General features: G+C 45.6%; 14 protein-coding genes. 2 read left to right on the forward strand and 12 right to left on the reverse strand.

Annotated features, from left to right (window positions below; genetic code table 11):
* Nucleotide 1 precedes the first annotated feature (1 nt).
* Nucleotides 2-763: a hypothetical protein gene (locus BM736_RS07335; protein WP_076410422.1), complete on the forward strand. Its 762-nt coding sequence runs from the start codon at nt 2-4 to the stop codon at nt 761-763.
* 218 nt (nt 764-981) lie between these two features.
* Here the strand turns inward: BM736_RS07335 and BM736_RS07340 are convergent, their stop codons facing one another.
* From BM736_RS07340 to BM736_RS07385, 10 genes are all read right to left on the reverse strand, one after another.
* Entirely contained in the window at nt 982-2,694 is a 1,713-nt protein-coding gene (locus BM736_RS07340) for a Na(+)/H(+) antiporter subunit D (RefSeq protein ID WP_076410424.1), read from the reverse strand.
* A complete protein-coding gene (locus BM736_RS07345; RefSeq protein ID WP_076410426.1) occupies nt 2,681-3,088 on the reverse strand; it encodes a hypothetical protein in 408 nt (135 codons plus the stop codon). Before BM736_RS07345 ends, BM736_RS07340 begins: the two co-directional genes overlap by 14 nt.
* Nucleotides 3,078-4,568, reverse strand: coding sequence for a monovalent cation/H+ antiporter subunit D family protein (locus BM736_RS07350; RefSeq protein ID WP_076410428.1), 1,491 nt, complete (start codon nt 4,566-4,568; stop codon nt 3,078-3,080). Before BM736_RS07350 ends, BM736_RS07345 begins: the two co-directional genes overlap by 11 nt.
* Entirely contained in the window at nt 4,565-6,043 is a 1,479-nt protein-coding gene (locus BM736_RS07355) for a monovalent cation/H+ antiporter subunit D family protein (protein ID WP_076410430.1), read from the reverse strand. Before BM736_RS07355 ends, BM736_RS07350 begins: the two co-directional genes overlap by 4 nt.
* Nucleotides 6,037-6,405: a cation:proton antiporter subunit C gene (locus BM736_RS07360; protein ID WP_076410431.1), complete on the reverse strand. Its 369-nt coding sequence runs from the start codon at nt 6,403-6,405 to the stop codon at nt 6,037-6,039. The genes BM736_RS07355 and BM736_RS07360 overlap by 7 nt, the downstream gene beginning before the upstream one ends.
* Nucleotides 6,405-7,427 (reverse strand): Na(+)/H(+) antiporter subunit B, encoded by a 1,023-nt coding sequence (locus BM736_RS07365; RefSeq protein WP_256717753.1) that lies wholly within the window; start codon nt 7,425-7,427, stop codon nt 6,405-6,407. The genes BM736_RS07360 and BM736_RS07365 overlap by 1 nt, the downstream gene beginning before the upstream one ends.
* Before the next feature lie 29 nt (nt 7,428-7,456).
* Entirely contained in the window at nt 7,457-7,798 is a 342-nt protein-coding gene (mnhG, locus tag BM736_RS07370) for a monovalent cation/H(+) antiporter subunit G (RefSeq protein ID WP_076410434.1), read from the reverse strand.
* Nucleotides 7,798-8,091 carry a monovalent cation/H+ antiporter complex subunit F gene (locus BM736_RS07375; protein ID WP_076410436.1) on the reverse strand — a complete coding sequence of 98 codons (294 nt, stop codon included), beginning with the start codon at nt 8,089-8,091 and terminating at the stop codon, nt 7,798-7,800. Before BM736_RS07375 ends, mnhG begins: the two co-directional genes overlap by 1 nt.
* Entirely contained in the window at nt 8,085-8,618 is a 534-nt protein-coding gene (locus BM736_RS07380) for a Na+/H+ antiporter subunit E (RefSeq protein WP_076410438.1), read from the reverse strand. Before BM736_RS07380 ends, BM736_RS07375 begins: the two co-directional genes overlap by 7 nt.
* 92 nt (nt 8,619-8,710) lie before the next feature.
* Nucleotides 8,711-9,148 (reverse strand): hypothetical protein, encoded by a 438-nt coding sequence (locus tag BM736_RS07385; RefSeq protein ID WP_076410440.1) that lies wholly within the window; start codon nt 9,146-9,148, stop codon nt 8,711-8,713.
* Between the two features lie 1,076 nt (nt 9,149-10,224).
* Between BM736_RS07385 and BM736_RS07390 the strand changes: the two genes are divergently transcribed.
* The gene (locus BM736_RS07390; RefSeq protein WP_256717754.1) at nt 10,225-11,337 is read left to right on the forward strand and encodes a M20/M25/M40 family metallo-hydrolase; all 1,113 of its coding nucleotides are present in this window, start codon (nt 10,225-10,227) and stop codon (nt 11,335-11,337) included.
* Nucleotides 11,338-11,385: 48 nt separating this feature from the next.
* On the opposite strand, the gene BM736_RS07395 is transcribed toward BM736_RS07390, so the two are convergent.
* Both BM736_RS07395 and BM736_RS07400 read right to left on the reverse strand, forming a co-directional pair.
* Nucleotides 11,386-11,835 (reverse strand): dCMP deaminase family protein, encoded by a 450-nt coding sequence (locus BM736_RS07395; protein ID WP_076410442.1) that lies wholly within the window; start codon nt 11,833-11,835, stop codon nt 11,386-11,388.
* A gap of 78 nt (nt 11,836-11,913) precedes the next feature.
* Nucleotides 11,914-12,252 (reverse strand): hypothetical protein, encoded by a 339-nt coding sequence (locus BM736_RS07400; protein ID WP_076410443.1) that lies wholly within the window; start codon nt 12,250-12,252, stop codon nt 11,914-11,916.
* Between the last annotated feature and the right edge of the window lie 127 nt (nt 12,253-12,379).

The raw sequence follows: 12,379 nt of genomic DNA on the forward strand, positions 1-12,379 counted from the left end.
GATGACTAGATCAAGCTACAAAGTCGTGCTTTCCGATAAGTTATTTAGCATTTACAAGAAAGCATCGGTTCCGTGCCCTCTAAAAGCAAAAGAAAGAAAAGCTTATGATTTGTTAATGGGGAATCTTGAGTTAGACATTCTAACTAATGCTGCCCAAGTTCAGCGTTGCAAAGATGGCCATAACTTACCAGATGAAGTATATGATGATTTGTTCCCAATGCTTCTTACCCTTGATGACCAGAAAAACTTATCTTTAGAGGAATTATCAAAGGAAACGTTATTTAAATTAATAGTGACTATATCTGATGGAGAAAATAGCCCTCCATATTTTAATCTTAAAAAAAAATACATAAAGCGCAATTACACTTTATCTTGTCTACATGATGAGGAAAGGCAACCACTAAAGGATTATCTAAACTGTCTTTTACAGGAGGCTGATACGATCCTAATTCATGATAAATACTTCTCAGGCGAAGAGGGTAACAAACAATTATTTAACTTCCTTCCTGATAAAGATATCATTATTCAGTATATTGAGAATGGTGATAGAAGTAATGGTCAATTTGTACGAGATAGCTGTGTAGCTAACGACAAATGGAAAGTTGAGAAATGCGACACAACTCAAGAAGAATTTAATAGATTCTCTCGTTCTCATGATCGCTACCTTATTATCAATGGAAAAATTGAATTAATGCTGACTAGTGGCTTTTCTTATCTCTGGAGCAAAGACAAAGAAATTACTTGTGTTGTTCGAGAACTATAAAAATAAATGGCGTCATAGTTAGATTAAGTTGAGGTCATTATTACTGGCTTAATCTTCCTCGCTAGTTTTTCTCATTGCTTTTCCTGTTAGTGCTTCAACCTAATTCTTACCCACAAAAAAAGCGACTCACATCTCCCGATGCAAGCCGCCACTTCAACTACTTTCTTTAGCTCTAAGCCTAAGCCCTAAGCTCTCTTCTCAAAGCTTTAGCTAAACCCCTATCCCGTGATCTTACCAATAAACACCATAAACAGGTATGACGCTAGCAATACACCGACCCAGAGCACCATATTCCCTGAAGGGTATGAGCCTGATAGCAGGCCGCCTAGGCCTTTATGCTTGCTGGCAATAAAGGTTTGGAACTGGCTGAGTCTACTGGTCACAGCGTTGCGCATTGCGCCGTCTGCCTGCCAAATGACTGTAAACACCTTTTGCAGCACATTGGGGATGGCACGCCTGTAGATCCAATCCACATCTAAGTTGGTTGAGCGCAGCTCTGGCGGATACATGTTTTTCAAGTTTAACCAAACAAAGGCTAAGGCTGAGAACAGCAGTAACTGAGTTTGGGCTAACACGTGAGTCGCATCATAAGGGTTGTAACCCGTATCGTATGGTAGCAGCGAGTATAGCGCCGCTGGGTAAATACCGATGGCGATACAAAGGCTGGCTGCGATAAACATAGCGAACAACATATTGCGTGGCGGATCGCTCGCTCGTAGGCCCGAATCGTGGGCAAAGAAGGCGAAGTAAGGGATCTTAATTCCAGCATGGTGGAACACACCCGCAGAGGCGAACAGTAGCATCAACCAGATCCAGTCAAACCCGTTCTCAAGGGCCGCTGACATCACCATCGACTTACTGACAAAACCACTGAACAGCGGGAAGGCTGAGATAGAGGCCGCACCAACAATACAGAGTATCGTGGTCTTGGGCATGGTCTTATACAGGCCGCCCAAGTCTGAGCCGTTCATCCTGCCGGTCATATGCAGTACTGCGCCCATGCTCATAAACAGCAGGCCTTTAAAGATCACATCGTTAAACGCATGCGCAATGGCGCCGTTGATGGCCAGTGCAGTACCGATACCAATACCAACCACCATAAAGCCAACCTGGTTTATCAAGCTATAGGCCAGTACGCGGCGGAGATCGTTTTCGATCACTGCAAAGAAGATTGGGAAGCAGGTCATCGCTGCGCCAATGTAAACTAACAGCTCAGTACCTGGGTAGGCACGGGCTAGAGCATAAACGGCCACCTTAGTGGTAAATGCACTGAGAAGTACAGTCCCTGTTGGCGTGGCTTCCGGGTAGGCATCGGTGAGCCAAGTATGGGCAAATGGGAAAGCACATTTGATACCAAAGGCGATAAATATCAGCCAGCCAGCAACGCCCTCTAAGCCGATATTACCAAAGGCCAGTGAGCCCGTTTCAGCGGCATAAAATAGCGCGCCGACCAGTAAGATGACCCCCGATAACACCTGAATGATCAGATAGCGCATACCTGCATGATAAGCGCGAGTGGTTCTGCGCGCCCAGATTAAAAATACTGAGGTAAATGCCAGTAGCTCCCAGAATACAAATAGGGTGAGTAGATCGCCGGCAAATACTGCGCCTAGCGCACTACCTGCATAGAGCATGGCAGCTACTTGCTGTACGGTATCTTTAACATGCAGTGAGTAGATAATTGAGATGAAGGCGGCGATATGAAATACATAGCCAAACATCAAGCTCAGTTTGTCAGCGCGGTAAGGTACCAGCTCATAATCTAAAAACGTCAGCTGCAGATGAATGCCTTCAGGCACAGTCCACAAGTGCATTGCGCTAATGACTGGAATGGCCACCATTATCGCACCGCGTAGTTTGCCACTGGTCATTGCAGCAATAAGCCCGCCTATAAAGAACAGGGTAAAGGGCGGTAACTCAAGCATCCACATCGTGATCACCTATTTTTTTGTTTTCAGTCTGATTGTTGGCACCCTGGTGGGCGTTGTCATCACTATTTTCTTCAATGACTTTTTCTAAATGCTCTTGTTCATGAGCGTCATCGGGCCCGTCGTAATAATCCTCTGAGCGCATCAGAAAGGTACGCATCCAGCGAGCGACGAACACTAAGACCACACAGCCGACAAAGCCATAGATGGGGTAGAAGGCTGGCAGGTTTTCCCAGCTGTGATAAATATGGCGGTGGATGACAAAATCAAGCACCACAAGCAGCGCACAGCAGGCATACAAGATATATAAAACCCGCTGGGTATTTTTGGGGTTGTCAAACAGGTACTGCTTGTCATCCTGGTTACTTTTATTGTTATCGCTCTGGTTAGTGTCCATGGCTGACTCCCGGCACAGTTAAGATGGTTTTGGCCAACTCATAGAGAGGTTGCGGATAGATGAATAAGATAAGGCAGCCTAAGGTGGTGATAGAGAGCGCGATGAGTGACGCAAGCGGCGCTTCTTTAATGCCAGTCTTTGCCGCTGGGTGGTCCTTGCCAGGGAAAAACGCATGATAGGGGATAGGCAATAGGTAAGCGATGTTGAGCAGTGAGCTCACCATCAATACCATCATAATGACAAAGTAGCCTGTCTCTATGGTGCCCATCAGTAGGAACCACTTACTCCAAGTACCGCCTGTAGGTGGCACACCAATAATGCTTAAACTTGCGATAAAGAAGGCCGCCATGGTGATTGGCATCGTAAAGCCTAATCCGCGCATTTCGCTGACTTTCGACTTATGTGTCGCGACCAAGATAGCGCCAGCACAGAAGAACAAGGTGATTTTGCCAAACGCATGGGTCGCAATGTGCATCGAGCTACCGATAACCCCAGATGAGCTAGCGAGTAGCGCCCCTATGGTGATATAGCCAAGCTGGCTGACGGTAGAGTAGGCAAGGCGCGCTTTTAGGTTGTCCTGACGCATGGCCACGATTGAGGCAAGCAGTACCGATGCACCGGCTAAATAGAGCAGGAATTCAGTTGTCGGAAGCGTGGGCAGTAACTCAATACCAAAGATAAACACGCAGACCTTTAATATGGTGAACACCCCTGCCTTAACAACGGCTACGGCATGCAACAGGGCGCTCACTGGCGTTGGTGCGACCATAGCGGCAGGCAGCCAGCGATGGAACGGCATGATGGCAGCTTTACCGATACCAAACACAAACAGTACCAATATTGCCCCGGCGACGCTGGTATCAACGTTATCGCCAAACACGCCACCTGCGGTGAAGTCTAAGGTGCCAGCGACAAACCAGGTCAAGATAATCGCTAACAGGAAGAAGGCGATAGAGGTGCCGAGCAAGATACCTAAGTATACGCGTCCTCCCTGCTTGGCTTTTTCTGTGCCTGCATGGGTCACTAACGGGTAAGTGGATAGGGTTAACACTTCATAGAAGATAAATAGGGTGAACAGGTTGGCGGAGAATGCCAGCCCCATCACTGCACTTATGGCTAAGGCGAAGCAGAGGTAGAAGCGGGTTTGATTCTCCTCGCCGTGACCGCGCATATAGCCGATGGCATAAAGGGTGGTGATAAGCCAAAGGAAGCTAGCAATAAGGGCGAATAGCATGCCTAACGGCTCAACCACGAAGCTGACTTCAAGGCCTGGCAGCAGTTGCCACCAAAATACCTCGATAGAGGCACCAGCAGTGAGGCCTTGATAGAGGTTCACAACGCAAAAGAGAACGGCAAGGCTGATGGATATGGTGACAGCCTCACGCAGGTTGGGATATTTTCCCGTTGCCAAGATCGCCAAGGTGGCAAGCAAAGGCAAAATAATGGTTAGCTGCAGTAACAGCTCCAAAGATAGATTCATGGGTTGATTCCAAACAAGCTTTGAGAAGCCGCCTGTGCTACCTGCACACTAAGACGGGTATCGATACCAAAATAGATATTGGCCAGTACGAGCGCCCAAACTGGGGCGAGGAAGGTCCAAGGTGCTTCCTGCACCGCTTCGCGACCCGGCAATGGCGGCTTGAAGTAGGCCGTTTCAACGATGCGCCATATATAAACGACTGCCAATAGTGAACCCAGTAATATCAGTACTGCCACGGGCCACATTCCCTCCTCAATGGCGGCGACAAGCAGGTACCACTTACTGACAAAGCCCACGGTTAACGGTACGCCAATCAAACTCAAGCCACCCACAACTATGGCTGCCATCGTGATGGGCATCTGCCTACCAAGGCCTTGGAACTGACTTAGCTGTACACTGCCTATGCGGTACATCACAGCGCCTAATGCTAAAAACAGCGCGCCTTTCATCAGGGCGTGATTAAACAGATGGAGCAAAGTAGCCATAAGCCCTGTGGTGGTGTTGATGGCATAACCAATGATCATGTAGCCAACTTGAGCGATGCTCGAATAGGCGAAGATATGTTTAACATTGGTTTTGTATATTGCTGCCGTTGAGGCTGCGAAAACCCCGACCAGACCCAGGGTGATAAATATGTTCTGTAGCGGCAAGGTTGAGAAGGAAAACTCGATGCCAAATACCGTATAGGTGAAACGTATCAATAGATAAACGGCAACCTTTGTTGCTGTAGCAGCGAGGAAAGCAGTTACGATTGAAGGCGCATAGGCATAAGCATTGGGTAACCACAGGTGCAGTGGGAACAAGGCTAGCTTTAAACAGACACCGACGATTAAGAAGGCAAATGCGGCAAATACGGTGCGGGTTTGGTTAACCTCTGCCAGTCGGTCTGCGAGATCGGCCATATTCAAAGTACCTGTCATCTGGTACAGCAAGCCAATGCCGATCAGAATAAAGGTCGCACCTATGGTGCCCATGATTAGATATTGATAGGCGGCCCAAAGCGCGCGTCTATCTTTACCCAGTGCAATGAGGGCGTAGGCTGACAGTGAGGAGATCTCTAAAAATACAAATACGTTGAACACATCACCGGTGCAGACAATGCCGAACATGCCGGTAATTGACAGTAGATACAGGCTATAAAAGAGTGTGTGTCGTTCTTTTGGCAGCTCTTTTTGAAGGCTGGTATTGGCTGCAAAGAGGACGACTGTCCCTATGGATGAGATGATCAGCAGTAGCAGAGCGTTGAGCTCATCGATGCGATATTCAATCCCCCAAGGGGCATCCCACCCGCCAAGCTGATAGATAATGGTGCCAGAGCTCATCACCTGTTGGAGTAAAAGTATGCTATTGAGGCAGGTAAAAGCGCTCACCAGCAGGGCGAATAGCCAGACTAGCTTAGAGCGATTTAGGAACCAGCATAAAGGCGCTGCCATCAGCGGCACAATAACTTGTAAAATAGGCAGATGGGCTAGCACGATGTTTTATCCTCAGTGAGCTGATCTTGAATTTGAATCTCATCCTCCTCGATAGAGCCGTATGACTCTTTGATTCTTACGACTAAGGCCAGGCCGAGTGCTGTTGTTGCAATGCCAACCACAATCGCGGTGAGAATAAGCACATGGGGAAGCGGGTTAGAGTAGCGTGCCACGCCTTCTGCCAAGATTGGCGCGCTACCGCTATCGACATTGCCCAAGCTGATGTAAAAGATAAAAACCGAGGTCTGAAAAATCGTTAAGCCAACCAGTTTTTTGATCAAGTTGCCATGGGCGATAACGATATAGAAACCTATCATCATCAGTAGGACTACGATCCAGTAGTTATAGAGTCCTAGTATCATCACTCCACCTCGCCATTGTTCTGTTTAGTGCTTTTTAGTTCAGGGGTGCCCTGTTGACTAGTCTGCTGTTGTGCTTCTCTGCGGCCTGAAAAATTGAAAAAGATAATGATCATCACAGCGGCAACGGTAAGGCCCACGCCCAGTTCGATAATCAAAATGCCTAAATGCTGGCCAGCAACGGGATCGTCAGCGAGTACGTTGTAATCTAAGAAATTACCGCCGTTAATGAGTGAGACCACTCCCACGCTGGCGTAGAGCAATAAGCCGATAGCGGCGACCAGTTGAACAACCGTTTGATTAAAGACACGTCTTGCGGTGTCTAGGCCATATAACATGGCATAGAGAATAATTGCTGCGGCAAAAATCACCCCCGCCTGAAATCCACCACCAGGGCCAAAGTCGCCATGAAATTGCACATAGAGTGCAAATAAAAGGATAAAGGGGATCAGTATTTTGCTAACAATGCGTAGCACCATATGCTGCTCATGCATCTCATCTTTTTTGATCTTTTCTCCGTTTTCATCTTCTTGATGAGACTTGCGGCGTCGAGGCAGTGACAGTAGTGATAGCACACCAATACCAGCAGTAAAGATAACGGCAACCTCACCTAAGGTGTCAAAGGCACGGTAGCTCGCCAGTACTGAGGTGACAATGTTAGGTACACCGACCTCCTGCATAGAGTCGTTTATGTAGCGCGGAGCGACATGCTGATGAACGGGGGCATCGAAGCTGCCAAAGTAGGGCATATCTAAGGTGCCGTAGATAAGCATGCCACCTGTGATAAAGACAACCAGTAAGGCAAGCAGGGGTTTATGACGTTTTGGCGCCTCGCTACGTCCTGTCATGGTGATAGCTGTTAGCATGAGCAAGCCTGAAATACCCGCGCCGACTGCCGCCTCGGTAAAGGCCACATCTACTGCATCGAGTACCACAAAGAAGCTTGCGGACAGTAAGCCGTATATCCCAGTTAGCATAACGACGGCCAATAGATCTTTGGTTCGCACAATGGCAATAGCGATCACGACGAGAAAGCTTAATAGAACGACATCAACTAAAGTTTCGATGACTTGTCCCCTCCCTGGTTGATTGAGTCGTCAAGCATTGGCTGCACATTGTTACGCAGTGCGGCTTTGGCCAGTGCATGGCTTGCTGTTGGGTTGATAAATAGGGTGAATAGCAAGATCATCATCAGCTTAAGTAGTACTAAACCTGCAGGATTTTGTAGCATTAGTCCAATAAGAATCATCCCCGCACCTAAGGTGTCAGTGACGCCAACTGCGTGCATACGGGTAAAGAAATCGGGGAAACGTAAAATACCGACACCACCTGAGAGGCACAGAAAAGAGCCGAGCAGCAAACACAAGCCACTGGCTATCTCGAGTATGAGATTCATTATTTATCCTCTTTCGTGGATGGGTGTTTTTGAGGTGGATGTTTGAACTCATTTGAGTCTGAATATCGCAATACCCCGATAACACTGATGAAGTTAATTAGGGCATATACCAAGGCGATGTCGAGAAATTCAGGCCGTCCCATCAAAAAGCCTAATATCGAGATCAGCAGGACCGTTTTAGTACCGAACATATTAAATGCTAAGATTCGATCGTATAGGGTTGGCCCCACGACACAGCGAGTGATCGCGAGGAGCATGACAACAAGAATGGCTATTGTGGCTGCAGTTAACATCTGGTTTCCAATTCAGTGACTCGGCGATCCATCTCGCCAGCTTTTAAGGTATCGATATTTTCTTTGATCAAGGCGTGTATGGTCATACGATCATCGACGATGTCTACAGCAACAGTGCCTGGCGTTAAGGTGATGGAGTTGGCGTAAATAACCTTACCGAGATCTGTTTTCTGACTGGTATCTATTGTGACGAGTGTGGGGGAGATACTCGTGTTACCCAGCCAGATATGTTTGACCACTGAGATGTTAGAAACAATGATCTCTTTGGTGAGCCAAAGCAGGTAGCTTGGTAGCTTCAGTGAAAGATGTGTGGGCTGAGACTCATGGTCAATCACATCCATGCGGTGCGCGATAAAAAGCACCAGCAGGATAGATGCAGCCCCCAACGACAGGAGAAGTAGGTTGCTGTAGTTAGAGTTTATCCACCAAAAAAGAACCAGACTCAAACATAGGTAGAGGGTATGGCTCGGTGAATATTTAGCTTTTTTATCAGCTGGTCTTTCGTCTAATGGTTTATTGTCTTTCATGGTCAATTTTCACCATAACCAATGTGCTCATTGGGTGGGTTAAAGGGCAACACTTGGCTGTGTGTTACGTGTTGTCTATGGTTCGCTGTGCTCTATAAGCATGAAGATTCGACTTCAAGCGCCCCGAATATTTGGGTATGTAGTAATGGCATCGACTCGATTGGATATGACAAGTGTCCAACCAGGCGTTCTGCCAAGTGTTTAACATCTTCATTTTGAGGCAGGCATAATTGCGTGGGTTGCTCTTTCGAAGTCTTTTTCCCTACTCGTGTTTGGTAGGCTCTATCAAAAAACTCTCCTGAGGTTTCACGCACTACATAATTGGACTTTGTGGATAAAGAACCTGCAAGAAATCCTTGAATGTAGTAAACACAGGCGTTGTCTGAATATCCTTCAGTGGCATTTTTAAGTGACATACAAGAGTCAAGTACCGCTTGCTCCTCATCTGTGGGACCATTTGGGGCTGCAAATACCGAAAAAGATAAAGTGAATGTCAGTGTTAATAGCACTAATAGCTGTCTGCACATCATGTAAACTCCTTGTTTATATGTTGACTTAATCGAGTGTGTAGTAATTCGAGTGTCATAAATGCATAGAACGCAGAAATTTATATATTCTCAGAAAAGATTTATATCTGAATTTCTGTACTGCTACTTAATGAACCTTGACGTGTTCACATTTTTTATCTTGCGCGCATTTTAACAGTCTATGTTACTGTTTTTATCTGTATATAGAGCCTAGCAGTAATACATTAAGTATTCATTCCTACTTAGGATTTATATTTCCATTGTTATTCATTGTCGTCAATGACTTTGATAGTTAAGAGCAAAGAGCTAGTTACTGTATACTCGGATATTGCTTTATCATTCATCGGAAATATCGAGGTGTTTTTGTATGTCATTGTTTTAGCTGTGTTTTATTTTTTGGTTTGATGCATATTTAATCTAATTGAATAAATGATTAAGTTTTGATTTATGTTGGGTTAAGCTTGTTTATGGCTATTTTTAAGTTTATTTTAAGTTTTCGATGCGCTTAGATTTATCAATTTTTGAGTGTTTTCATTTTAAATGGGGTCGAAAGATGTGTTGGTAACCACTATTTCTTTGTGGGTATTTATTACGGACTGATTGGCTATTCTGTAATAATTATATTAACAGTGCTTATCTTTATTATTTTATTAGTCTGGTTGGTTTTGGCTGTACCTATGTTTGTTTTGTTATGAGTGTACAGGTTTAAATTGAACGTTTGGTCTTGATAAGCTGGCTGCTAAGTATTAACAAATCCATAGGTAAACAAATCATCATTAATGCTTAGCGTGTGGTTTATATTTTTAAGTCTATGGATAAATAAGTGATGCATATCGCGGTGTGATTTCGATGTTTAAGAGTGAGTTTTATATAGTGGTTTTGGGAGTGAAAGTTGCTTGTTTTATCTGTCGATTAAATGGAGATTTTTATAGATCTTTCCCTAACAGTAGGGGCTTTTGTTTAGAGAAACGCTCAGCAGGTCAAAATGAAGGCTATTCGAGCACTTCTTTGATGTAACCCATCTCTCTTGTTCTCGCTTGGGTTTATGATTCTTGTCTATTCTCACACAAAGAAGTCGCATGCAGATGACAAGTATTAATCAACAAAGGCTCGTTGAGCATTTTTTCTCGCTGGTAAAGATCGACAGTGAGTCAGGTAATGAAAAAGCGGTTGCCCAAACGTTAGTGGAACAACTCGGCCAACTTGGCTTTGAAGTTACTCAACTTAGTGTGCCAGGCACTATTACCAATGGCTTTAATATCTACGCTAAGCTGCAAGGTAAACTCGCGGGAAGTATTGTTTTCAGCAGTCATATGGATACGGTCACTCCAGGTAATGGTATTGAGCCTATCATTGAAAACGGCATTATCCGTGCTAAAGGCGATACCATATTAGGCGGGGATGATAAATCTGGCATTGCGGCAGTTATGGAAGCTGTACGTAGCATTTTAGAGAGCGGTGAAGCGCATAAGACCATTGAGGTTGCCTTTACGGTGTATGAAGAGCGTGGCATGCATGGCGCTAAGCATTTCGATATGGATAAAATTGAGTCTAAGCAAGCTATTGTGCTCGATTCAGGTGGACCGATAGGTACCATTATCACTACAGCGCCTGGTCAGCAAAGCTTGAAGATCACCATCGAAGGTAGGCCTGCACATGCAGGGCTTGAGCCTGAAGCAGGCATTAATGCGCTAACTGTTGCAGCGGACGCGATCAGTCAGATGCAGCTGAGTCGTATCGATGATGAAACCACCGCCAATATTGGTGTGGTGCAAGGCGGTCAGGCGACCAATATTGTGATGCCTGAGCTGTATATTGAAGCGGAAGCTCGTTCACTCAATGACGACAAGCTAGCCAAGCAAGTAAACCACATGGTGTCTACCTTTGAAGCGGCGGCAGAAAAGCATGGCGCAGGTATCGAGATAACTTCAAATCGCTCCTACAATGCCTACCATATTGCAGATGATGACAGTCATGTCGTTGAGATTAAAGCCGCCTTTGAAGCCATGGGAGTTGACGCTGTCACTAAGCCTACCGGTGGCGGCTCTGATGCCAATATCTTTAATGAGAAAGGTTTGAAGACGGTTAATCTATCGACGGGCATGTCGAAAGTGCACACGACCAATGAGTTTATTGCAGTCGCCGACTTAGTGGCCATTACAGAGTTTGTTCGTTGTTACCTGACGCGCTGATTAGCAAAATGGGGCCATAAGGCCCCATCTTTTAGCAGTCTAATAAGGCTATTTGCTATCTGTTGTAGGCACTTGCATCCAATCGACTGTAACGCCAGCTTGGTCGAACATATCTTGGCTTATTTTGATCTTCTCTCCCCAGCGAGACAAAAAGTCCTCACTAGGTTGTGGGCTATGCACTGTGCTTAATCCTGTTTGGATTATCTTTGCTGCGCAGTTAGGGCAGGGAAAGTGGGTTACCCAGATCTCACAGCCACTAAGATCGCGCTTGGCATAGAGGATAGCGTTCTCTTCAGCGTGAAGGGTTTTGAGCAGTTTCATCTCACGGTTATCGGTTTCTGCGCTGTCGGACACACCGTGTGGGTAGCCATTGAAACCTAGGGAGACAATACGATTGTCTTCGGTGATCACTGCACCCACTTGAGTTGAAGGATCTTTACTCCAAGATGCAACGAGATCTGCCATCTGTAGAAAACGTGTCGCCCACTTTGTCATCATCTTAAAGATACTCCAATTCTATGCTACTGAATAAACTCGCCTAACTAGGCGCTATTCTCTCTGGAGAACAGTGATAAATCAACCTCTAGACGCCTCATGTTTGTGACTGTTTTCAGACATGATTCGATAGATGTTCATACAAGCGATGTAAAATACCGCTAATAGCGATGTAGCAAAAATCCCCCCCATCTGCTGCAGATGAGTATGTGTTGTCGTGTTCCAGGCAAAATAGGCTATTGAGTATGCCAACGTTATGTAGGTGATTAAGGCATAGACCTGTTTACTGTCATTAAAGGGGCTTATATTGGTGAGCTTATGCAGTATAAAGCCGATTAGACTCAGGGTAACGACAAATAGAAAGGCATGTAAATCAAACAGCACAAGTGCCATCTCTAGGTTGAGGGTTCCAATATTCATTGTTTCTCCTTAGCTTTCCCCCTTATTACCAGTCGGTATGAGCTCGAGTTGGTATGGGTTAAAGCTGCAATTGACTCAGTTCATTTATTGTTTTGCTTTATAAAGGGTATGCAATATTTTGAAAAAA

Origin of the sequence: Shewanella sp. UCD-KL12 (genome assembly GCF_001957125.1) — a bacterium.
Lineage (GTDB): Bacteria > Pseudomonadota > Gammaproteobacteria > Enterobacterales > Shewanellaceae > Shewanella.